Below are 23,696 nucleotides of genomic sequence, written 5' to 3'. Positions count from 1 at the left end.
AATTAGACCATAGATGCATAAAAAAAGAACCCCCTCCTGTTTTTAGGAGGGGGAGGTTGTACTTCATGCTGATCTAAATTTAGCTATCTATTTTCCGCCAGCAGTTCATCCATTGTCTTGTTGAAATCAGCCACAAATTCCTCGTAGTATTTGCCGGTACCTGGTCCGGAAAAGCCTGTGTGGATCTTGCGCACCTTGCCGTCTCTCCCGATGAAGATTGTTGTTGGGAAAGAGAGCACATGGTTAAGGGCTGGAAGGGCTTTCGCGGCGGCTTCCTTGTCTGATGTGCCGGCAACCAGCAAATCATAGTTAATGCCGAGTCGGTCTTTCATTTTCTGCAGGCGGGCGGCGGCTTTCTCAAACTCGGCGCTGCGCTCAAAGCCAAGTCCGATTACCTCCATGCCGCGGTCCTTGTTCTCGTTGTAGTAAGGGATCAGGAACTGTGTCTCGTCGAGGCAGTTCGGGCACCACGAGCCCAGTAGCTGCACCACCACTACCTTGCCTTTATACTTCTCATCCGATAGTGAAACGTTCTTGCCCTCCAGATTCGGGAACGTGAAGGACAGTGTCTCGAAGCCAGGGTTCAGGTACGTCAGCGTGTCGGCACTGGCTAGCTGAGCATTGGGGTTGCGTTTGGCCGTCCAGCTCTCGTAGCCTTTCATGCCAGAGTAGAAATCACCGGTTAGGGTGCTGTCGCCGTTTGGCTTGGAAGTGAAGAGGTAAGCGTGGTTGCCATCAAAAGTAGAAAGTTTCAGCTCGTTTCCGGCCACTTGCCCCTCTAGGTAACGGTAATCGCCGGTTTCGGTCAGAAAGGTGCCGGTAGCTTGGTTGCCTTGCTGCTCAAACACACCAATGGCCTTGTAGCTGCCGCCCTCGCGGTCAGAGAAAACGACTTCCCATTTGCCACCGAAATCGAAAGTGGCGGGAGCCGGGTCAGTGGTAAAGCGATGCTTGCTGCCGTGCTCCGCGGTGAAAGGCACGCTGTACGGCTCTGGCGTGTCGTTTTTCACAAAGCGACCGGCCATTTTATCTCCGTCTACTTTAGCGATCAGGTCGGCATCAAAAATATGCAGTCCTATTTTCACAGAGTCTCCCTGCTGCTGCACGTCATCCACCAGAATGCGCTCCTCCCCGTTAACCAGGTACAAAACAGTTTTCCCGTCCTGCGCTTCGGCTTCCATGGTGAAAGGGATTTCTTTTCCTTCGGCGTGCTGCAGAGCAACGCGCCAGGTGCCGGTTTGGATGGTGTTTTCGGTAGATTCCATAGAAGAACAAGAGCTTGCCAATTGTGTAATGATCAATACTAATAACAAAAAGAGGCTTGTATGGGTATTAATAAAGTGATGTTTCATGTGGTAAACCTTTTGAAATATTGCGATGCAAAAGTAGCGCTAATGTCTTTAAATTCCTCGTACCGCCACTTCTGCATGCATATTAATGTACCGACCTATATTCATATGTGCTAATGTTTTTAGAGATATATAGATTTCGTACATTTGTAGACTTAAATAAATAGAGTATAAAACACTAATAATAGCAAACTATGGCATTTGATTTAGAAATGATCAGGGCAGTATATGCCGGCATGGAAGAGCGCGTAAATGCTGCCCGCCAGGCAGTAGGCCGTCCGCTTACCCTGACAGAGAAAATTCTCTACGCACACTTGTACGATGGTGCAGCAAAGCAGGGATTTGAGCGTGGCAAGTCTTACGTGGATTTTGCGCCCGACAGAGTGGCCATGCAGGATGCTACGGCACAGATGGCCCTGCTTCAGTTCATGCAGGCTGGAAAGCCGCAGGTAGCAGTGCCCTCCACAGTACATTGCGACCACCTGATCCAGGCACGTGTGGGTGCAGACTCTGACTTGCAGGACGCCTACGACGAGAACAAAGAAGTTTATGACTTCCTGGCTTCTGTATCGAACAAGTATGGCCTTGGCTTCTGGAAGCCGGGCGCAGGTATCATTCACCAGGTAGTACTGGAGAACTATGCTTTCCCGGGTGGTATGATGATCGGTACAGACTCCCACACACCGAACGCCGGTGGTTTGGGTATGATCGCCATTGGTGTTGGTGGTGCTGACGCCGTGGACGTGATGGCCGGTATGCCTTGGGAATTGAAGTTCCCGAAAGTAATCGGTGTGAAGCTGACAGGCAAGATGAGCGGCTGGACTGCACCGAAAGACGTTATCCTGAAAGTGGCTGGTATACTTACTGTGAAAGGCGGTACCGGTGCCATTGTAGAATATTTCGGCGAAGGAGCTGAGAACTTGTCTTGTACAGGTAAGTCCACTATATGTAACATGGGTGCGGAGATTGGTGCTACCACATCCGTATTCGCTTACGATGAGAAAATGCGCGTGTACCTGAACGGTACTAACCGTGAGGAGATTGTGCAGTTGGCTGATGAAGTGGCACACGTACTTCGTGCTGATGACGAGGTTTTAGCTGACCCGGCTGCCTACTACGATCAACTAATCGAGATTGATCTGACTACGCTGGAGCCACACGTAAACGGTCCTTTTACACCGGATGCAGCATGGCCAATCTCTCAATTTGCCGCTGTAGTGCAGGAGCACAACTGGCCAGCGAAACTGGAGGTGGGTTTGATCGGCTCATGCACTAACTCTTCTTATGAAGACATCACACGTTCTGCCTCTATCGCTGCACAGGCGGTGGAGAAGAACCTGGAGGCAAAGGCCGAGTTCACCATCACCCCTGGTTCTGAGCTGGTGCGTTACACAACTGCCCGCGATGGCCTGTTGGATACGTTCGCAGAAATGGGTGGCGTGGTACTGGCAAACGCTTGCGGTCCGTGCATCGGCCAATGGGCACGCCATACTGACGATCCTACCCGTAAGAACTCGATCATCACTTCCTTTAACCGTAACTTTGCCAAGCGTAACGACGGTAACCCGAACACGCACGCGTTCGTGGCTTCGCCAGAGATTGTAACGGCGTTCGCCATTGCCGGTGACCTGACATTCAATCCACTTGTTGACACCCTGACAAATAGAGATGGCCAGCAGGTGAAACTTGATGAGCCAAGAGGTGTAGAGATGCCGCTCAACGGTTTTGCCGTGGAAGACGCAGGCTATACTGCACCAGCCGAAGATGGCAGCACAGTAGAAGTTGTGGTTGACCCGGCTTCGGACCGTCTGCAACTGTTGGAAGGCTTTAAGCCATGGGAAGGCACAGACCTGAAAGGTTTGAAGCTTTTGATCAAGGCGCAGGGCAAGTGTACGACAGACCACATCTCCATGGCTGGCCCGTGGTTGAAGTACCGTGGTCACCTCGACAACATCTCTAACAACATGTTGATCGGTGCCATTAATGCCTTCAACGGTGAGTCTAACAACGTGTACAACGACATGACGCGTGGCTACGATACTGTACCAGCTACTGCCCGTACGTACAAGGCTGCCGGTATCGGTACAGTGGTGGTGGGTGACGAAAACTATGGCGAGGGATCTTCCCGTGAGCACGCGGCCATGGAGCCACGGCACCTAGGCGTTCGTGCCGTTATCGTGAAGTCGTTCGCGCGTATCCACGAAACAAACCTGAAAAAGCAGGGCATGCTGGGTCTTACGTTTGCCAACAAAGCAGACTACGACCTGATCGAAGAAACCGATACAATCGACATCCTTGGCCTGGAGGATTTCCAGGAAGGCAAGCCGCTGAAAGTGGTGTTGCACCACTCCGACGGAAGCCAGGACAGCTTCATGGTAAACCATACGTACAACCAAGGACAGATCGAGTGGTTTAAAGCCGGATCTGCACTGAACCTGATCCGTTTGCAGCAGAAGCAGAACGCAGGCGCGTAAGCACCAGCGCTCCAGGAAATAAAACAGAAAGGCCTCACCAAACGGTGAGGCCTTTCTGTTTTATACTTGTGATATCCCCGCAAAAACACGTTCGGAGGAACCTCTTAGCGCTCCTTATAAGAGCAAGGCTACAAATCTGTTTCACCACTACTGCACAAGCACCCGTTCCACAAATGTTTTACCCAGGTACGTAATACGGGCAAAGTACACGCCGGGTGCCAAAGTACTCAGGTCATATTTGAAATTGGTGTTGTCGGCGGATAAGAACGTCACGGAGACTGCCTTGCCAGTCACATCGGTGAGCTGTAGCATTGGCGCCGTACTGGCATCAGCGGTGAGCGGGCGGGTGAGGGTGATAGCCAGGTAGTCACGTACCGGGTTAGGGTAGAGCTTCGGAGCAGTATCGAAAACCGCAATTGTCTGGCTGATGGTGTGGCGCTGGCAGTTGAGCTTATCTGTTACCGTCAGCTTCACATTATAGCTACCAGGCTTTTGGAATGCATGCTGTGGGTGCTGGGCCGTGGACGTGGTACCGTCGCCAAAATCCCATTCCCAGGCGGTAGCATCCTGGCTTCGGTCTTTCAGCTGCACAACAGCGTTTACCTGCGGATACTCTGTCAGAAAACTAAAATCCGCTTTGGGAGCTGGTATCACCTGGATTTCCATCGGCACGGCCATACTTGAAAACATGGAGTCTGCGTTGGCCGCGTAGATGGTTGTATTTTGGGCGGTGGAAGGTATGGTGAAATACTTTCCGGTTCCGAGAAAGTTTTTCGCGTCAGCGTCGGCATAAAAGTTAAAGTTGCTGCCTCCTTCAGGGGCCACCACTGCGGGGCCTGATAGACATGCCTCAAAAGCCGTGGCTACCGGCAGCGGGCCGGTCCTGATGCTGATGTATTTCTGCTGTGCGGCCTGTGCGTGCTGCTGCAGCGCCTCCAGGTTGTGGCCGGCCAGCACGGCAAAGGCGATGGTCTTCACCTGGCCCGGCGCAAGGTTTATACTTGTTCCGCCCACCACATGCGATACGTTGTTACCCGTTTTACCACCGGCCCGCAGACGGCTGGTGCCGTTGGAGATGATTTTGTACTTCTCCTCGTTCGTAAAACCATCATCCACCGACACTGTAGAATCGTTTCCGCCAATGTTATCGATGGCGTGGTAGATAACCTGCTGTTCCGGAGTTAATAATTTTATGCCGGCGTAGGGGAGTTGTACCTCCGGGTTATAGACGTAGCCCAGTTGCAGCTGGCTGTCCCAAGCGGCAATGTTTCTGGTGTACCTGCCAATATCCCAATCCGCGAAGAGGCCGGTGTGCAGTTGCTGTATAGTGTCGGAGGAGCGGTTGGTGATCTGGTACTCAATGATCACATAGTCCTGGTTGGCTGCATCTGCCCAGGCAAACCCGACTGTTTTCACCTCTACCAGCGGGTGTCCTGTCACTTTCGTTTCCATCAGGCTACGGATTTCCTGGTCGGCCTGAGGTGTTTCAAAATGCTGGCTCGTGAGGTGCAGCGGCGTGAAATTATTATCGTTCTGCCAATCCGCGTTGTGCAGGTTATCTGCCACCACACCGGCTTCCGTTGCCACCATCAAGCCACCCTCAAACAGCATCGAGGCACCCTCTCCGTACGTTACCCCCACACCCTGCTGCATCTTAAGGCCATTATAGCCAATGTTACCAAGGCTGTTCAGAGTCAGGCGCAAATTGTTGGCATTAAGCGTGGCAAAATCAGGATTGATAACCAGTTCAAAGTGCTGAAAGCTCTCATAGTCTCCGTCTTTAAAGCCCAGGCGCAGGTAAACCTTATGGAATATCGGCGCGTTGTCCTCAATCTTCAACACAAAAGGCTTCCCCTCGGTCGAAGCACTGACCATTGTGCCTATACTTCCGAGGTTTACGTCGCTCTGCTTCACCGTGACGTAAGGAGACAGCGAGGTGAGTGTTACTTCCAGCGCTGTGGTTGGGGCGAGTAAATTTATAAATTCCGCAGCAAAGCGAATCGTTTTACCGGCCGCCAGGTTCTGCTTGGCAACTGGGGCAAGTTTTGTACACCTTATCGACTTCAGGTCTGGTGTTGTCAGTGCCTTTTTCAGGTTGAAGCGTCCTGTTCCCAACATCTCCAGGTAAGGCTTGTTTCCTTCTAATGTATAGATATTGTCGGTGCTGGAGCGCAGCCGCTCAGCTACCTGCCGGGCGTTCAGGTCAGGGAAATGATGGCGTACCAGGGCCGCGCCACCTGCCACTGTAGGGGCCGAAAAGGAGGTGCCGCCCACATTGCCATACTTGGTGTCGCCGGCAGCAGATGGGGCGTAGATGTTTATGCTGGGGGAGATGAGGTCAATTTTATAACTGTAAGTGTGGTCCTTGTACTTAACATCCTTGTTGTTTGCGCCGCCCACCGACACAACATTTTCATAGGAGGCAGGATAGAAGTCAAGATCGGCATTGGTGTTACCGGCCGAGGCGATAATGAGCACGTCTTTCTCCAGTACCGCGTAATTGATCACGTCCTGCTCAAACTGCGAGTAACTTGTGCCGCCCCAGGAGAGGTTTATGACTTTGCAGCCATTGTCAGCCGCATACACAATGGCTTCGTAGCCGCCAAAAGGGCCATTTGGGTGAGAGGAAAATATCTTGAGCGGCATAAACCTGGCATTGTAGCCCATGCCCGCCATGCCCGTGCCGTTGTTAGTGGCTGCGGCAGCCACGCCGGCTACAGCTGTGCCGTGGCCGGTCCAGGGAGAATCATCGGCAACGTTGTTGTCTTTGTCGGCAAAATCCCAACCTGCAAAATCATCAATCAGGCCGTTGCCGTCGTTGTCAATCCCATCCACCGGGTCGGCATAGTTATACTTCACTTTGGATTGCAGGTCCTGGTGCGTGAGCCGCACACCGGTATCCAGTATACCGATCACCATGGTTGTGTCTCCCTTCTCTGCGGCCCAGCCGCCATAGGCCTGCACCTGCTTCAGGTAATACTGTGTCGTTTTGGTGGAGTCGGAGGCCGGATCGTTGGGCTGGTGGAACGGTTCCCGGATATAGAGCGGCTCCACGTATGCCACCTGTCCTGTAGCCATCAGGGCTGTTTTCACTTCTTCGAAGGTATGGGCTGTGCCATACTTTAGTTCATATATCAAGGAAAGATCGGCGGAGGGGGCTGCCTGTCGGGCGGTGGCAATGGCTTGTTTAGCGGCTATGGCCGGAAATTTTGGCTGAACCTGCTCAGCTCCTATCCGCTGCAGTGCCTGCCGCATGCCGTTTTCCTGGCCGCTGCGCATGAGCCGTGGCTGCTGCGGTTTTAGCCTGTACACTACCTTATTAGGAATTGTTTTTGTACCGAAGTCTGCTTCGGGCCGCTGTGCATATAATAAGGGTATGTGCAACAGGCACATAAGCAGGAGGCATAGGCTGCACCTTTGCAGCGGAGATAGGGTAGGCATCTGCTGGATGTAGCTTAGAAGTTAGACTATAGGTTCAATACTTTAGGTTAAGGTGAAAAAAAGAAGGGACAGGCGCGTGTGTTACCCAAACAAGTATGGGGAGCGCCTCCGGGCTCTTTTTCTACTTTAGCTTCAACTGGTGTTTTATAAATAATGTTTCTTTTTTACAATAAAATATTAAATATTAACTATAGGTGTAAAATGCACGTAAGGGCATCGGCTTGAGTAGCTTAGCCATCCTTGGGTTTCTTGTCCGCATTGAGCTGAACCTAGAAGGAGAGGGAAAGCAAGACGCGTTAAGGTAATTTGGTTTGCTGTCTGTTAAAGCACCCTGAAGTTTAGAAAGCAACTATAGGAATATCGCAGTGGCACAGCATAAAGGTCTTATCATCTGATAAACCTTTTCTGCTGTGCCACTATAAAATTTGTGCTTTGAGAGCTAGCGCCGCACAAGCACCCGCCTGGTGTAGGATGTGCCCAAGTACGTAACGTGTACATGGTATACACCGGGCGACAGCGCCCTTAGGTCGTAATAGACATGGAACTCGTCGGCGGAAGAAAATGGGGCGGCTACCACTTTGCCCGTAACATCCCGCAGGGTAAGAACCGGAGTTGTGGCTGGCGTAAGCGGTTCTGTCAGTGCGAGCGCCAGGTAGTCCTTTACCGGGTTGGGGTACAGGTTCGGTGCCGTAGCAAAAACCTGGAGCGTCTGGGTTAAGGTATGGCGCTGGCAGTTGAGCTTGTCGGTTACCGTCAGCTTCACGTTGTAGCTGCCGGGCTTTCGGAACGTATGTATGGGGTGCTGGTCCGTTGAGGTGCCGCCGTCTCCGAAGTCCCACTCCCAGGCGGTGGCATAGGCGCTTTTGTCTGTTAGCTGCAGGGCTGTGTTAGTTTGGGCATAGGGTGCAGCAAAGGATGCTTTGGGAGCCGGTTCAACCTGTACCTCCACCGGTACGGCTATACTTGTAAGAACTGAATCTGCGTTTGCTACATAAATGGTGGAGCTTTGAGCGGAAGCGGCTACGGTATAACGGAATCCTGTGGCGAGCAGGTTCTTGCCAGCGGCATCGGCGTAGAAGTGAAAGTTACGCCCTCCTGCCGGGACTATCTCCACGGTATCAGCAGCACAAATGTTGAAGGTGGCGGCGGCTGGCGCGGCGCCGGATTTAATGCTTCTGTATTTTTGCTGTGCTGCCTCTGCGTGTAGTTTTAACGCCTTCAGGTCCTCACCGGCAAGTATGGCAAAGGCAATGGTTTTCGTTTGGTCTGGGGCCACATTCAAGGTGGTGCCGCCGAACACATGCGCCACATCGGCACCGGTAGTCCCGCCGGCGCTTAAACGGCGCTTTCCGTTAGCGATCAGTTTATACTTCTCGGCGTTCGTGTAGCTGCCATCCTTCAGTACCGTCGAGTCATTTTCGGCTGTGTCATCGGCCGTGGCGTGGAAAATCTGCTGCTCAGGCGTTAGAATTTTAATAGCTGCATAGGGATATGACGCTATCGTGCTGAAGGCATAGCTCATTTGAAGGGAGTCGTTCCAGACAACGGCGTTCTTGAAGTAGTTGTAAATATTCCAATCGGCATAAAGCCCCGCGTGTAGTTCCTGTATTGTGTCGGTTGACTTGTTTGTGATCTGGTATTCCACAATCACATAGTCCTGATCCGGAGCGCTGCTCCACGCATACCCCACCGTTTTTACCTCCAGCTTCGGAAAGCCTGTTAAATTGGTTTGCATCAGGCTGCGCACTTCCTGTTCGGCGAGAGGCGTGTTTTCATGTAGCCGCGCCAGCTGTAACGGAACAAAGTCCTGGTCATACTTCTTTTTTGAATCTTGCAGGTTGTCAGCCACCAAGCCGCCCTCGGTGGCAAGCATCAGGCTGCTTTCAAACAGAACAGGCATGCGCCCTCTATACTTTGCGCCTATGCCCAGCTTCCTGTTGCGGTCATAGCCCAGGTTCCCCTCGCTGTTTAGCGACAGGTGCAGGTTGTTAGCGGTAAGTGTGGCGAAGCCTTGGTTAACGAGTAACTCGAAATGCTGAAAATCAGCATAGCCGTCGTCCGCATAGCCAAGCCTTAAGTACACGGTGTGGTTCATCGGTGCATCCTCCGAAATGTGGATGACAAAGGGCCGCTCGCCTGTCGCGGCACCCGCCATGGTTCCCAACTGACCGGGCGCTAAGCTGCCTTGCTCAATGCTGACGTAGGGGGAGAGGGAGGTAAGCGTAATTTGCAGGGCACTGGTCGGAGCCAGGAAATTGACGAAGTCCGCATCTATCACTATGCTCTGGCCTGCTGCCATGCGTTGTTTTGGCCGTGGAGCAAAAGTCAGGCAGCGCACTGATTTCAGGTTCAGCAGTTTCAGCGCCTTCTTCAGGTTGAATCGCCCGGTGCCGAGCATCTCGAAATAGGGTTTGTTGCCAGGCAGCGTGTAAATATTGTCGGTGGAGGCGCGCAGCCGCTCGGCCACCTGCCGGGCGTTCAACTCAGGGAAGTGCGTGCGCACCAGTGCGGCGCCACCAGCCACAGTTGGGGCAGCAAAGGAGGTGCCGCCAACGACGAAGTACGCAGAGTCGGAGTTGATGCCTGTGGTGTAGATGCCTGCACTTGGCGAAATCAAATCGATGTTGTAGTTGTAGGTGTGCGTCCTGTACTTCAGGTCTGTGCTGCTGGCGCCGCCCACCGACAGCACGTTATCGTAAGCAGCGGGGTAGATGTAGACATGGGCGTTTGTGTTACCAGCCGCTGCAACCACCAACGCGTCCTTTTCCAGCACGGCATAGTTGATAATGTCTTGCTCATATTTAGAGGAACCGGTTCCGCCCCAAGAGATGTTGATGACCTTGCACCCCTTGTCGGCGGCATACACAATAGCCTCGTAGCCGCCAAAAGATCCGCCCGGGTTAGATGAAAACACTTTGAGCGGCATGTACAGGGCGTTGTAACCCATGCCCGCCATACCTGAGCCATTGTTGGTAGCGGCAGCGGCGACGCCCGCTACTGCCGTACCATGTTCTGCCGATCCGTTTGCCTTGTCCGCAAAGCTCACGTTGTTGTCGTCATCGCCGAAATCCCAACCCGTAAAGTTGTCAATAAAGCCGTCGCCGTCATTGTCAATTCCATCTATTGGATCTGAATAAGTATGCTTCACCTTGGCTTGCAGGTCCCGGTGCGTTAGCCGGAAACCCGTATCCAATACGCCGATTACCATAGTTGTATCTCCCTTTTCGACGGTCCAGCCGCCATAGGCCTGCACCTGCTTCAGGTAAAACTGTGTCGTTTTGGTGGAGTCGGAGGCTGGGTCGTTGGGCTGGTGGAGCGGCTCCCGGATGTAAAGCGGTTCTACATAGTCCACCTGCCCTGTACGCAGCAGCGCCGTCTGTACTTCTTCAAAGCTAAAGGCAGCGTTATAGCTAAGTTCGTAAATCAACGTTAAGTCCACGGTTGGTTTTTTCAAGCGGGCGTTTTCCGGCACCCGGACTCCAGTAGCGTGCGGGAACTTCTGCCGCACCTTTTCTGCCCCTATCAGTTGGTGCGCCTGGGTCATAGAAAGTGCATTGGCTGGTAGTGCGCTCTGTAGCTGCGCCTGCTTCAGCTTGTACACCACCTTGTGGGGCACCGTCTTGTTGCCGAATTCCTGTGCCTGTAGCATGGGTGTCAGCAGCAGGAAAAAGGCAGCAAAGTATACGCTTCGCTTGAGCAGGAGGGGTAGTAGGAACATCAACTTTAGACTAAAAAGTAATAGCGGCTTGCATGTATAAAACTAATTTAAAATATAGTAAAAATAGAATTTATTTCCCGCTGCTCCCGTCTTAAACAGGAAACATATACCGCTAATCTCAATGAAGTATCCAATCATCCCCGTACTTAGGATACAGCACTAAGCAAAGGCGTGGGCTATGTGATGGTTTTTATTCAGGAATGGGATACAATAGCAAGATTAGCGGTGCACCAGGAATTTAGCCTACATTCTCCTGTTTCATGATTTTTGCGTAACTTTCCTAAAGCAAGCAATTGAAATCAAGTGTTTAAATCCATAAAAAACTAACTATGAACTTAAATTTGATGGACAAGCATCAAGAGATAATCGATAAGGCGGTGCAGGCATTGCACGAGCGTACGTTCTTCGCGCAATACCCGGAAAACCCACAGCCTGACGTGTATGGCGAGAATGCTGACAAAGAGGGACGCGAGAAATATAAAACGCACCTTAACAGCAAGTTTGAGGAGCTGTTGCAGGAAAACCCGGAAAGCTGGGTAGGGCAGGAGGAGTCGCCGTATGAGCAGCAGCCGTTGGGCGTAACGTATCCTTTCTTCTCGCCCGAAACGCTGGTGAGCCGTGCTGACGAAGCCTACCACCAATGGCGAAAGGTATCGCCGGCCGACCGTGCCTCCCTGCTGGTGGAGTCGCTGGAGCGGATGAAGACGCGCTTCTTCGAAATCGCCTATGCCACCATGCACACCACGGGACAAGCTTACATGATGTCGTTTCAGGCCTCAGGACCGCATGCTGCCGACAGAGCGCTGGAAGCGATTGCCTCTGGCTTTGAGGAGCAGACGCGCTTCCCGGAAAGCACCGAGTGGGAGAAGCCGATGGGCAAGTATAACCTGAAGCTGAACAAAAGCTGGAGAGCTGTGCCGAAAGGCGTGGGGCTCGTAATCGGCTGCTCTACCTTCCCGACCTGGAACACCGTGCCGGGCATGTTTGCCAGCCTTGTAACCGGCAACCCGGTTATCGTCAAGCCACACCCGAAGGCCGTGCTGCCAATTGCCATCGTGGTGGCTGAGGTGCAGAAGGTGCTGCAGGAAAACGGCCTGAACCCGAATATTTGCCAATTGGCGGTGGATGCCGATGACCGCCTGATCACAAAGGACCTGGCAGAGCACCCGAAGGTGAAGCTGATAGATTATACAGGTGGCAACGAATTCGGCAACTATGTGGAGGGCCTTCCGGGCAAGGTTACCTTCACCGAGAAAACCGGCGTTAACTCCATCATCCTGGATTCTATGGATGACCTGGACAAGGTAGCGCAGAATCTTGCCTTTTCTGTTACTTTATACTCCGGGCAGATGTGCACGGCGCCGCAGAACTTCTTCGTGCCTGAAACAGGCGTGAAAGTGGGTGGCGAGCAGGTGCCGTATGAGGAAGTGGTGGAGAAAATTGCCGGTGCCGTAACAGCGCTGGTCAACAACCCGAAGGCAGCGCCGCACATACTTGGCGCCATCCAGAACCCGGCAACTACGGAGCGTTTAAAAGGTGCTAAATCGGCGAACAGCCGCGAGGTGCTCAGCTCCTGCGATTTTGAAAATCCGGTGTTTGCCAACGCCCGCACCTGCACGCCTGTTATCTACGAGGTGGATGCCACCGACAAGGAGAGCTACAGCCGTGAGCTATTCGGCCCGGTAGTGCTGATCATCAAGACAAAAAGCACGGACCAATCCATTGAGATTGCCAAAGAGATGGCCACTAACCATGGTGCTATTTCCTGCGGCGCCTATACTACTGATTCGGAGATAAAGGAGAAGATAATGGATGAGATGAGCCTAGCGGGAACGCCAGTGTCGTTTAACCTGACGGGGGGCATTTACGTGAACCAGAACGCCAGTTTCTCCGACTTCCACGTAACAGGTGGAAACCCGGCGGGCAATGCCTCTTTCACCAACCCTGAGTTTGTGATCAAGCGCTTTACCTGGGTTGGCTTCCGTGAGCCGGTGCAAGGCTAGTTTATACTTTATAATCAAGCAAAACGCCCCTGCAGTATTTGCGCTGCAGGGGCGTTTTCTATTTCAGCATATTGTCTGCATCGTTGTGCAGGTTGCCGATGTTGTCGTGCAGGTCTTTCCAGTGCTGCGATTCGTTTTGAGAATCGCCGATTTTCTGGGCAATGAGCGCCCGTTTCTTTTCCAGCGCCTCTATGTGCTGCTGGTAGTTGTTGCTGGAATCGGCAGTGGTGGCGTTTAGCCTGCCCTTGAGCGTCTTTATTTTATGATCCAACTCATCCAGGCTCTTCTGCACCTCGCCCTTTGTCAGGTGCTCAGGTGCGCGCATATGCTCGGGTTTCAAAGGGTATCTATCCATATCGTTCGTTTGTTGGTAACACATGTTGCGCCGGGCGCCTACTGGTAATACTGTAAAATCGGCAAAAGGATGTAAAAGAGTGCGCCGGAAACGAAATATGAAATAGTTCTATGCCCAGGCCATGCACGTATGGTAGAACCCCACTGGTTTGCGCAAAGTGCTATTCTTAAGAAAGCCGTTCTAGCCCTGGTGCAGATTTATTCTGGCGGCACGGAACTAAAGGTTCTGATTTATATGATATACAAGGGAGTTGCAAAAGAAAAGCAGTAGTTTAAACACTTATTTTACTGCATGTCTTTTACGGGCACTGCCAAATCTGTAACTTTATGCCACTGATTGCTGGCGCAACTACACCTATGAGAAGAGAAGAAACTGATGCAGCCTTATAACACGCCGCTTGACCTTGTACTGCTGGTAGACGATGACGATACCACAAACTTTCTGAACCAGCGCCTTCTGCGCGAAATGCAGGTATCCAAGGAGGTTCGGATACTCAAAAACGGGAAGGAAGCGATAGACTATCTAACCAAGGCATACGGTCCTGAGCCAGACCCAGCGTATAAGCAGCCGGATATTATTTTCCTGGATATTAAAATGCCTGTGATGGACGGCTTCACGTTTCTGGAGCAGTACCAGAAAAGCGGAATAGATGAGGCGAATCTGGTGATCATCCTGATGCTTACCTCCTCCGCCAGTTTCTACGACCTGGAGAAGCTAAAGAGCTACAAAAAGGTAAAGAAGCATTTTTCCAAGTCGCTCACCAAGCACGATGTGCGGGAGGTGATGCAGGAGTTCTTCCGGATAAAGCAAATATAGAATACCACGGGTACACAAGTATAAATAAATAAGGCGCTTCAGTACTGAAGCGCCTTATTTATTTATACTTCGTTCACAAGTTCCTGGGCGGGCCATGTAAAGGAAAAGCGGCTTCCGCGTCCCGATGATTCTACCCATACTTTGCCTCCCTTTTCCTCAATTATTTTCCGGATGATAGACAAGCCAAGCCCTGAACTGTCAGCGCGCGGAATAGCTTTGCCTATTTCATACATAAAGAAGATTTGATGTTGCACCTCCTGTGGTATTCCCGGGCCGTTGTCCTCCACTGAAAAATGCAGCCACTCCTTTCCTGACTCAAAACTGATCCGGATCAAGCCTTGGTCAGGTTTATCGTAATACTTGATGGCATTGCCAATCAGGTTGCTGAATACCTGGTACAGGTAAATCTCCTGCGAGTAAAGTATGGGCAGTTCGTCCGCAAGCTCAAAGGTGATGGAGGGAGGTACATCGAGTGAGCTGATGACTTGGGGTACCAGCACCTGTAGGTCCAGTACCTTTTTGGCTATACTTTGGTGGCCCGCCAGCGAGTAAGCCAAGATGCCGGTAATGAGCCGGTCCATTTTCTGTGTCTGGTGGCGCAGCATCGGGAGCATTACCTGGGCCTCATCCAGGTGGTTGGTCTGGATGCAGGCTTCCAGGGCGGTGCTGATGCCGTCGATGTTTTGCAGCGGCGCACGCAGGTCGTGTGTCACGGTGTGGGCAAAGGCATCCAGGTTCTGGTTGATTTCCTCGAGCATGCGGTTCTTTCTGTCGCGGTCCTCCAGCAGCTGGCTGATGTCCTGGTTCGACTGCTGCAACTGCACGTTCAGGCGGCGGATCTCAAGCAGTTGCTGCTCGGCCTCCAGGTTCTGCAGGTGCAGCTTTTCCATCACCTCCAGCAGTTGCATGTTCTGCTTTTTTATCTCAGCGTAGGGCGATATATCTGCATCCTCCTCAAATTCGGTTGTCCAGTTGTCCAGCACTGCTTTTGAGACGGCCGCTCCGAGCGAGGGCAGCTTTTTGCGCAGCATCACCCGCGTTCCTTTCTCCGAATCGCTTTGTATATCAAACACATCCACCAGCTTTCTGGAGTTGCTGATGCCTGAGCCGCGGCTGCCACTCATAAAGGTGTGGCTGGCAAGTATGGAAGGAAGGTTGCCGATGCCCCGGCCCCTGTCCGTAATGAGCGCCTCTAGGTAATTTACCCCGACTTCGTCCAGCATACTGAACTGAATGCCGCCGCTGCCCACGTGCTCCACCACGTTGCGGCAGATCTCAGACACGGCCGTGGCAAACTTGGTTTGGTTGGCCTGCTGCATTCCGAGCCGCTCCGACAGCTGCATGGCGCGCTTGTAAGCCAGCACTACATCCAGCTCGTTGTTGATGTTGATCTTAAGTATGGTGCGCTGCATGGGCTGCTAAAATTTACCTTTACAAACTACTACCATGGTATCATCCGTTTGGCGGCTATACTCTTTGTACAGCAAGGCCGCGATAACAGCGGCATGGTGCCGCACAAGCGCCGGGTATTTAGTTAGTTCCCATCTCGACTTTATGCCATCAGAGTGCAGGATAAGTAATTTCTGCCTGCCCCACTCCAGCTGTTGGTTGCTCGTCGTGTTCGGTATGTTGTGGCCAAGTATACCGTTGTAGGAGATGATGTTCTTGTAGCCGGAACCGGTCCAGACGCCATCAGCCGAATAAAGCTTACCGGCTATGTTGCCAATGCCGCAGTATGATAATGATTGGGTGGCACCGCTGATATTGGCCACAAAGCCCACCGCACCGCGTGTTCGCCTGATCTGCTCGTGAATGTGGCGCAGCGACTTGTCGGGCGGCAGAATAGGGGAGGTGTTGAACACCTTTGCCGCCAGCTGAGCCGCTTCGTAGGCATTCTCGCCGTGGCCAAGGCCGTCGAGGGCCAGCAGGTACAGTTCGGGTCCTTTCTCTATAACAGCCAGGTTGTCGCCACACAGTGTTTCGTGGGGTTTCGCCACCAGTACATAGCCCAGTTCGTGGTTTGCGTCCTGAGCTGTCCGGGCATTGTACTTCCCGGCTTTGAATATTCTGGATAGGATGATGGTGCCAACGCCCGCCTGGGAGAAGAGATCGAATTCATCGGATTGCCTCTTGATGGCCCCTAAACCTTCCCCAGCAGAGCCGTAGGTCGATACGCCGTCTTCCTGCATCCGGGATGGATCGCGCATGCCTTCCCCGTTGTCCAGGCAGATAATCTCCAGTCCGTCCTTTCCAAGCGGCCGCACCAACAATTCACCCCCTTCGGGAACATGCTTCATCAGGTTCGAAGTAAGCTCCGACACCACGATGTTCACCTTGCCCACCTCACTGGCGGAAAAGCCCTGCGCCTCAGCCATGCGGCTGATATCACGCTTGGCCATACTGGCGTAAGACTTATCGGGCACAGCGTATTTCTGGTGCTGCTTAACGTACATTTTTCCAGTGAGTAATAGTAACGGTGGTGCCTTCACTCAGCTTGCTCACGATATCGAATTCGTTTACAAGGCGCTTTGCCCCGGGCAAGCCCAGGCCCAGGCTCTTTCCGGTTGTAAACCCATCCTGCATAGCCAGCTTTATATCGGCTATACCCGGCCCTTTGTCTTCAAAAATAAGGCGTACTCCCGTTTGGGCATTCTTACTGATGATCTCCAGTTTCACTTGTCCGCCTCCCGCATACTTGAGCATGTTTCGCACCAGTTCGCTGGCTGCTGTTATAAGTTTGGTTTGGTTTACCAGGCTCATGCCTATTTTGGTGCTGTACTCACGCACCCTGTTTCGAAACGGCACCACATCCTGCTCACGCAAAATGGGCATCGTATCTTTACTCATCACTATCATCCGAGCCCTCCTCTTCCTGCTCAGAATTCAGGCCTAAACCGATCTTGTCATGGAGCAGCTCCATGCCTTTCTCCACATCCAGTGCAGTGTGGACGCCCTGTAGCGTAAGGCCAAGCTCTACCAGTGTAATGGCCACGGCAGGCTGCATGCCCACCACCACCGTTTCAGCATCCATTATACGCGACATGGAGGCAATGTTGCCCAGAATGCGGCCCATAAAGGAGTCAACTATACTTACTACTGAAATATCGATTAGCACGCCCCTTGCCCCAGTCTTGCTCACCATGGAGATGAGGTCGTTTTCGAGGTTGAGGGCAAGCCGGTCGTAAAGGTCTACTTGAATGGTAACCAACAGAAAGGGGCCCATCTTTAATATTGGAATTCTTTCCATCGCAATCTTTATCTTGGTTGGTTGAACCCGTTGTTACTGGCTATTTTTCTTACTTCCACTTTGCGCATGCTAAAGGCAAGTTGCAATGCACTGGCTAGTGTTGCCTTTGTCTTGATGTTGGAAAGGTCGATGCCCAGGTGCACGATTGTCTGCGCAATTTCTGCCCGGATACCACTGATGATGCACTCGGCACCCATCAGGCGTGTGGCACTAACGGTCTTGATCAGGTGCTGTGCCACCAGAGAATCTACAGCTGGTACGCCAGAAATGTCAAGTATGGCAATGCTGCTTCCGGTATTCACAATTTCCTGGAGCAGGTTTTCCATCACGATCTGTGTGCGGGCGCTGTCCAGTGTACCGATGATCGGCAGGGCCAGAATGCCTTCCCACACGCGGATTACCGGAGTGGATATTTCATTTATCTCATCGTTTTGGCGCAGAATTACCTCCTCACGGCCTTTGATGTAGGTGTCGAACGTCACCATGCTCAGCTTGTCCAGCAAGTTATTAATAACAAGTAGTTCTTTATAGAGCACTTCTGGCTGCGACTTATACTTTTCTTCCAGCACCTGGTACAGCGCCTGCTTCAGACTCAGTACGTACATGCCGGTTTCGCGTGGGCTGAATCCCTGGCGGGCTCTGGTGATGGAAATATCTGTTAGGATATCAGTTACCTGCTCAAACTCTGGAGCATATACATTGTCCACATTTCCGTTCGAAACGGCACGTGCAAGCCCTTCCAGCAGTTCTTCAGACTGGCGGCGCATCTCATCATTCGAGATAAGGTCGTCGCGAAGGGCAGCATCTGCTAACTGGTTTTGCATCCAGTTTTCCAGGATGTTCTTTTTGTAATCGTGTAATAGTTGGGCAGTAGTGTTCATATTGGCTTTACCAGTTGGCGGGGATAGGTGTGATTTTAGAGAATAACATTAATTAGCACCTAAAGATACAGAATCAAACCTGAAACTAGGGATGATGCTTGTAGTTTGTTCGCATAAGCTTGCTGATACGGAAATCGTGCGGCGCTGGTGCAGACCAGGCACCAATTTATTTTAATCACCTGTATCCGTTTGGTGCTTCCAGAGCCGCGGCTTTAAGGATAAAGCTTCAAATACAGAAAACTTTACAGGTGCACAGTGCTGATCTTATGGGGAGCACAAATTGCAAAAGCTTTGGAGGGAGGTTAATGGCAAGTATGAGCGGAAATGCCACACCTACTTTTGATCACCAAACGCTACTGCATTAGGGGCAGATGGCATAACATAAACGCCTGTACTTTTGCAGCGTATAGCAACTAACGGCTCTATGTTGCCCCATTTTACCGATGTGCTATGTTACGTTCGTTTAGCTTATACTTTGCGTTACTGTTAATTGCAAGCGCGCTAGCCGCCTGCTCGCCCATACGTGTGCTGGATACAGAGGCCGATGCAGGCTTCCAGCTGAGGAACTACAGTACGTTTGACTTCTACCAGGTGGAGGCCAGTGGCGATGCCCTGGAACCGTATGGCCCTCAGCTTGCTTTCCTGAAGCAGGAAATAACTCAGCAACTGCAGCAGCGCGGCCTTACGCGTACCTCCTCCAACCCCGATTTGAAGATAAACCTTGGCATTGTGGTGGCCGAGAAAGTACAGACACGTGAGACGAACATACAGACCGATCCGCCTTTCTACATGGGGCAGCGCCGCTATTCCTGGCGGAGTCGTGAGGTGGAAACAGGACGTTACCAGCAGGGTACACTGTCGGTGCACCTGGTAGATAATGCCCGGAATGAGATGGTTTGGCAGGGTGCCGCCGCGGGTGTGGTGCCAGACGATAATACCGCCAAATTGCAGAAACGCATCAGTGAGGGCGTACAGAAATTAATAGAGCTAATTCCATAGTAGGAATATCGGCGGTGCCCGATTACGAAGAAGCAATTAACAGAAAAGGCCTGCTTTATAGAAAGCAGGCCTTTTTGATTGTCGGAATGGCAGGATTCGAACCTGCGACCTCCAGCACCCCATGCTGGCGCGATACCAGGCTACGCTACATCCCGATGATCGAAAAAAAGCCCTGCAAACGTAGGCTTACAAGGCTTTTATACTTGGTGGTGCACCCGAGAGGATTCGAACCCCTAACCCTCGGAGCCGAAATCCGATATTCTATCCAGTTGAACTACGGGTGCAGAACGATTGCAAAAATAGCAAGTATGCGCGGAATACGAAACATTCGAGCTGATTTTTTGAGAGGGAGTCGCACAAACTTTTATTCTAAAACTTTACCCCTGCTTATGGAGTTTAGGTATCTATATGAGAGTCAAACAATAAAAGCAAATAGCTATGGAAAAAGTGTATACGGCAGTGGTAACTGCAACAGGAGGCCGCCAAGGGCAGGTAAAATCTGATGATGGCATAATTGATATGCAACTGGCTTTGCCCGTGGGAGTGGGTGGGAACAATGAAAAAACGAACCCGGAGCAATTGTTTGCGGCAGGCTATGCTGCTTGCTTCCAAAGCGCACTGCTCGTGGTGGCAGGCAAGCATAAAGAGCGCCTTAATCCTGAATCTACCGTAACGGCACACGTGGATCTCCTAAAGAACGATGATGGCGGCTACGGACTTGGCGTGAAGCTAAGCGTGGACCTGAAAGGCGTTGACGGTGAGAAAGCAAGGCAGATGGTGGACGAGGCGCACCAGATTTGCCCTTACTCTGTCGGAACACGCGGAAACATTGAGGTAGAACTGGAAGTGGTTTAATCAACTAAAAAGTTTAAGTTGGGTAGCCGAGAACTATACTTCAGCTACACAATTACCTAAAACAGAAAGGGCTACCGAAATCGATAGCCCTTTCTGTTTTATAAGTATAATGATTTAGGCGTTTTGCTCGGCAAGCACCTGCTTCACTTTCTCGGCAGCTTCTTTCAGCACTACAGCTGAGTATACTTTCAAGCCAGACTCATCAATGATGCGCGCACCTTCTTCAGCGTTCGTGCCCTGCAGACGAACGATGATCGGAACACGGATGTCGCCGATGTTCTTGTAAGCCTCCACTACACCATTTGCCACACGGTCGCAACGTACGATACCGCCGAAAATGTTGATCAGGATTGCCTTTACGTTCGGATCTTTCAAAATAATGCGGAAACCAGCTTCCACTGTCTGCGCGTTGGCGCTACCGCCTACGTCCAGGAAGTTGGCAGGCTCGCCACCGGAAAGCTTGATAATGTCCATGGTTGCCATGGCCAAACCAGCACCGTTCACCATACAGCCCACGTTACCGTCAAGCTTTACGTAGTTCAGGTTATACTCGCCAGCTTCCACTTCCAACGGATCTTCCTCTGATACATCACGCAGGTCAGCCAGGTTTTTGTGGCGGAAAAGTGCGTTGTCATCCAGGTCAACTTTGGCGTCAACGGCCAGTATTTTGTTGTCAGATGTTTTCAGCACCGGGTTGATCTCGAACATAGAGGAATCGGTTTCAACATAAGCCTTGTAAAGGTTAGTTACAAACTTCACCATCTCCTTGAAAGCTTCACCCTGCAAACCAAACGCGAAAGCGATTTTGCGGGCCTGGAAACCTTGCAAACCTACAGCCGGGTCAATCCACTCTTTGATGATCTTCTCTGGTGTTTTCTCAGCTACTTCTTCAATGTCCATACCCCCTTCAGTTGAGGCCATGATCACGTTCTGGCCCTTGGCGCGGTCCAGCAGAATGCTCAGGTAGAATTCTTTCGGCTCTGAATCGCCAGGGTAGTAAACATCCTGTGCCACCAGTACTTTGTTCACCAGCTTGCCTTCAGGGCCTGTCTGGTGCGTTACAAGCGTCATGCCTAGAATCTGGTCAGCAATGTCTTTAACTTGCTCCAGGTTTTTGGCCAGCTTTACGCCCCCGCCCTTGCCACGGCCACCTGCATGTATCTGCGCCTTGATTACGTGCCAGCCTGTGCCCGTCTCTTCGGTGAGTTTCTTTGCAGCCGCTACGGCTTGCTCTGGCGTCTCAGCCACGATCCCTTCCTGGATGCGTACGCCATAGCCTTTTAAAATCTCTTTAGCCTGATATTCGTGTATGTTCATGCTTTCAGTTTTATTGGACGCACGAAAGTACGCCTTTATCGCTTTAATTTCAAGTAATGAATTTTTAAAATATTCATACGCGTGTGGCAGCCACCCGTTGCCACACGTGCTGTGCTGAGGTGGCTATAAGCCTATTTGCAACGCGTATGCAGCAATCAAAGTAAACCAATATACTTATGCTATATAGCCATCAAGGCAGCAATACCTACATGTAAACTATGACGGACATCTATACTTACTCAAAACGCGTTGCCCTTACCGCTGCTGTTGTGTTGCTGGTTGCTGCAGGATTTTACATGCTTGGCAGGCACGGCTATTTCTTCCTGCTTGTGTTTGCCGGTATACTTCTGGCTGTGCTTTTTAGTGGTATTGCAGAAATGCTGCAGGCAAAGTTACATTTAAAAGATGGCCTTGCTTTGTTGTTTGCCGTGTTGCTTTTCTTTGGCATAATTGGAGGTGCGATTTATTTGGTTGCGCCAACAGTGGGCGGTCAGGTAAAGGAATTTAAAACGAGTTTTCCGGAGGCGTTATCGCAAGTAGAAAACTGGTTGAGCGACTATAGCTGGGGGCAGCAGGTTATCGAAAAAGTGCCCAACGACATGAGCCAGATGCTCCCCAAACAACAAGCGTTACTATCAAGGGTAACGACCATCTTCTCCTCAACGCTAAGTATACTGGCCGATCTCCTCATCGTTATTGTAACAGCACTTTTCCTTGCTGCAAACCCCAAGCTTTATACCGTAGGCTTCACCAAGCTTTTTGCCGTTAGGCATCGCTCCAGAATAATGCAGGTGTTGGGCATGTGCTACCATTCGCTAAAGCTGTGGTTGCTTGCCATGTTTCTGGCGATGGCTGTAGTGGGCGTTAGTACGGCTGTAGGCTATAGTTTGCTGGGCCTGCCGCTGCCTTTTGCCCTGGCGCTTATTGCTTTTCTTTTTGCCTTTGTGCCAAATGTTGGGCCGTTGCTAGCGGGTGTTCCTGCTGTGTTAATCGGCCTGACAGTCAGCCCGCAGATGGCACTGTATGTCCTCCTGCTATATGCTGGTATTCAGCTAGTGGAGAGTTACATGCTCACTCCCATCATCTTTCATAAAACTGTTGACTTACCGCCAGCCCTGCTGCTTTTCTTCCAGGTGTTGTTAGGCCTGGTGCAGGGCGCTCTGGGCTTGTTGCTGGCCGCGCCGCTGTTAGCCGTGCTTATGGTGGTGATAAACGAGTTGTATGTGAAAGATGTGTTGGAGCGTGCGGCACCGAACGCTCCTGCAGATGCGCCGTAGCCTGTGCAGGGTATAAATATAGCCTGTACCAGTTGCCCTGGCTTACCAACTATCAGGAAAATTTGTAGCTTTGGAAGATTAACAGTAGTTATCAGGGCCAAATTTTAGATAAAACATACACAGTGCTGCAGGTAAAGAACATTCATAAAAAATACGGTGTGTTGGATGTGCTTAAAGGCATCGATCTGACTATTGGCACCGGGGAAGTGGTTTCGATTGTGGGGGCATCGGGTGCAGGCAAGAGCACGCTGCTGCACATACTGGGTACGCTGGATACGGCAGATACCGGTGAGGTGATTTTTGATGATAAGAACATTGCCAGGATGAGCGGGGCGGAGATGGCACGCTTCCGTAACCGGCACATTGGCTTTATCTTCCAGTTCCATAACCTGCTGCCCGAGTTCTCCGCGCTGGAAAATGCCTGCCTGCCCGGCTTTCTGGCGGGCAAGCCAGAGAAGGAAGTGCGCGAAAGGGCCGGGGAGTTGCTGCACATGCTGAACCTGTCGCATCGCCTGCGCCACAAGCCTTCTGAACTTTCGGGTGGCGAGCAGCAGCGTACCGCCGTGGCCCGTGCCCTCATCAATTCGCCCAAGGTGATATTTGCCGATGAGCCCAGCGGTAACCTCGACTCCAAGAATGCACAGGAACTGCACGACATCTTTTTCCGCCTGCGCGCGGAGTTTAACCAGACCTTCGTGATCGTGACGCACAACGAGCAGTTGGCCACCATGGCAGACCGTACGCTGGTGATGAAGGACGGCCAGATTGTTTCCGGTCACCTGGAAGCCAACGAAAACAGAAGCTCTGAGGTGCTGTAGCCTGTAATGGCATCAATCCTTAGAGTTTATACTTATACCAAAAAGGCAATGGCCCAGGAATGCACTTCCGGGCCATTGCCTTTTTTGCTTCTGTTTTTGTATTAGTATTTATCCATACCTTTTCTTCTTGTTTTCTCGTAAGTATA

17 protein-coding genes and 2 tRNA genes are annotated in these 23,696 nt (G+C 51.6%); 7 read left to right on the top strand and 12 right to left on the bottom strand.

Going from position 1 to position 23,696, the window contains the following annotated elements:
- Positions 1–83: 83 nt before the first annotated feature.
- Positions 84–1,265: a peroxiredoxin family protein gene (locus tag A0W33_RS02080; protein ID WP_082815101.1), complete on the bottom strand. Its 1,182-nt coding sequence runs from the start codon at positions 1,263–1,265 to the stop codon at positions 84–86.
- Between the two features lie 278 nt (positions 1,266–1,543).
- On the opposite strand from A0W33_RS02080, the gene A0W33_RS02075 reads away from it, so the two are divergent.
- Entirely contained in the window at positions 1,544–3,823 is a 2,280-nt protein-coding gene (locus A0W33_RS02075; RefSeq protein WP_068836627.1) for an aconitate hydratase, read from the top strand.
- Positions 3,824–3,970: 147 nt separating this feature from the next.
- Here A0W33_RS02075 and A0W33_RS21300 read toward each other — a convergent pair whose 3' ends face one another.
- Positions 3,971–7,135: a S8 family serine peptidase gene (locus A0W33_RS21300; RefSeq protein ID WP_172798076.1), complete on the bottom strand. Its 3,165-nt coding sequence runs from the start codon at positions 7,133–7,135 to the stop codon at positions 3,971–3,973.
- Positions 7,136–7,703: 568 nt separating this feature from the next.
- Positions 7,704–10,982 (bottom strand): S8 family serine peptidase, encoded by a 3,279-nt coding sequence (locus A0W33_RS02065; RefSeq protein ID WP_082815099.1) that lies wholly within the window; start codon positions 10,980–10,982, stop codon positions 7,704–7,706.
- 329 nt (positions 10,983–11,311) lie between these two features.
- Between A0W33_RS02065 and paaN the strand changes: the two genes are divergently transcribed.
- Positions 11,312–12,985, top strand: coding sequence for a phenylacetic acid degradation protein PaaN (paaN, locus tag A0W33_RS02060; protein ID WP_068836626.1), 1,674 nt, complete (start codon positions 11,312–11,314; stop codon positions 12,983–12,985).
- 58 nt (positions 12,986–13,043) lie between these two features.
- On the opposite strand, the gene A0W33_RS02055 is transcribed toward paaN, so the two are convergent.
- The gene (locus tag A0W33_RS02055; protein ID WP_068836625.1) at positions 13,044–13,340 is read right to left on the bottom strand and encodes a sll1863 family stress response protein; all 297 of its coding nucleotides are present in this window, start codon (positions 13,338–13,340) and stop codon (positions 13,044–13,046) included.
- 375 nt (positions 13,341–13,715) lie between these two features.
- On the opposite strand from A0W33_RS02055, the gene A0W33_RS02050 reads away from it, so the two are divergent.
- On the top strand, positions 13,716–14,156 hold the full coding sequence (locus A0W33_RS02050) for a response regulator (RefSeq protein ID WP_068836624.1): 441 nt from the start codon (positions 13,716–13,718) through the stop codon (positions 14,154–14,156).
- 62 nt (positions 14,157–14,218) lie between these two features.
- On the opposite strand, the gene A0W33_RS02045 is transcribed toward A0W33_RS02050, so the two are convergent.
- Genes A0W33_RS02045 through A0W33_RS02025 form a run of 5 tightly spaced genes read right to left on the bottom strand, consistent with a single transcriptional unit; the run spans position 14,219 to position 18,284 of the window.
- Positions 14,219–15,568, bottom strand: coding sequence for a sensor histidine kinase (locus A0W33_RS02045; protein WP_068836623.1), 1,350 nt, complete (start codon positions 15,566–15,568; stop codon positions 14,219–14,221).
- 6 nt (positions 15,569–15,574) lie between these two features.
- Positions 15,575–16,609 carry an ATP-binding protein gene (locus tag A0W33_RS02040; protein WP_068836622.1) on the bottom strand — a complete coding sequence of 345 codons (1,035 nt, stop codon included), beginning with the start codon at positions 16,607–16,609 and terminating at the stop codon, positions 15,575–15,577.
- Positions 16,599–17,003: an anti-sigma regulatory factor gene (locus tag A0W33_RS02035; protein ID WP_068836621.1), complete on the bottom strand. Its 405-nt coding sequence runs from the start codon at positions 17,001–17,003 to the stop codon at positions 16,599–16,601. Before A0W33_RS02035 ends, A0W33_RS02040 begins: the two co-directional genes overlap by 11 nt.
- Entirely contained in the window at positions 16,996–17,403 is a 408-nt protein-coding gene (locus A0W33_RS02030; RefSeq protein WP_068836620.1) for an STAS domain-containing protein, read from the bottom strand. The genes A0W33_RS02035 and A0W33_RS02030 overlap by 8 nt, the downstream gene beginning before the upstream one ends.
- An 8-nt stretch (positions 17,404–17,411) precedes the next feature.
- A complete protein-coding gene (locus A0W33_RS02025) occupies positions 17,412–18,284 on the bottom strand; it encodes an STAS domain-containing protein (RefSeq protein ID WP_068836619.1) in 873 nt (290 codons plus the stop codon).
- Between the two features lie 450 nt (positions 18,285–18,734).
- On the opposite strand from A0W33_RS02025, the gene A0W33_RS02020 reads away from it, so the two are divergent.
- Entirely contained in the window at positions 18,735–19,283 is a 549-nt protein-coding gene (locus tag A0W33_RS02020; protein ID WP_068836618.1) for a DUF4136 domain-containing protein, read from the top strand.
- 81 nt (positions 19,284–19,364) lie between these two features.
- On the opposite strand, the gene A0W33_RS02015 is transcribed toward A0W33_RS02020, so the two are convergent.
- Positions 19,365–19,438 (bottom strand) — tRNA-Pro (locus A0W33_RS02015).
- 52 nt (positions 19,439–19,490) lie between these two features.
- Positions 19,491–19,567: transfer RNA gene (locus A0W33_RS02010), tRNA-Arg, on the bottom strand.
- A 154-nt stretch (positions 19,568–19,721) separates the two neighbouring features.
- Here A0W33_RS02010 and A0W33_RS02005 point away from each other — a divergent pair.
- On the top strand, positions 19,722–20,138 hold the full coding sequence (locus A0W33_RS02005; protein ID WP_068836617.1) for an organic hydroperoxide resistance protein: 417 nt from the start codon (positions 19,722–19,724) through the stop codon (positions 20,136–20,138).
- A 114-nt stretch (positions 20,139–20,252) separates the two neighbouring features.
- Here A0W33_RS02005 and sucC read toward each other — a convergent pair whose 3' ends face one another.
- A complete protein-coding gene (gene sucC / locus A0W33_RS02000; RefSeq protein WP_068836616.1) occupies positions 20,253–21,455 on the bottom strand; it encodes an ADP-forming succinate--CoA ligase subunit beta in 1,203 nt (400 codons plus the stop codon).
- A gap of 218 nt (positions 21,456–21,673) precedes the next feature.
- On the opposite strand from sucC, the gene A0W33_RS01995 reads away from it, so the two are divergent.
- Both A0W33_RS01995 and A0W33_RS01990 read left to right on the top strand, forming a co-directional pair.
- Positions 21,674–22,732: an AI-2E family transporter gene (locus tag A0W33_RS01995; protein ID WP_068836615.1), complete on the top strand. Its 1,059-nt coding sequence runs from the start codon at positions 21,674–21,676 to the stop codon at positions 22,730–22,732.
- A 122-nt stretch (positions 22,733–22,854) separates the two neighbouring features.
- Positions 22,855–23,550 (top strand): ABC transporter ATP-binding protein, encoded by a 696-nt coding sequence (locus tag A0W33_RS01990; RefSeq protein WP_068836614.1) that lies wholly within the window; start codon positions 22,855–22,857, stop codon positions 23,548–23,550.
- Positions 23,551–23,696 lie beyond the last annotated feature (146 nt).

The organism is Pontibacter akesuensis (assembly GCF_001611675.1).
GTDB lineage: Bacteria > Bacteroidota > Bacteroidia > Cytophagales > Hymenobacteraceae > Pontibacter > Pontibacter akesuensis.
This window is presented reverse-complemented; position numbering and strand designations above follow the sequence as displayed.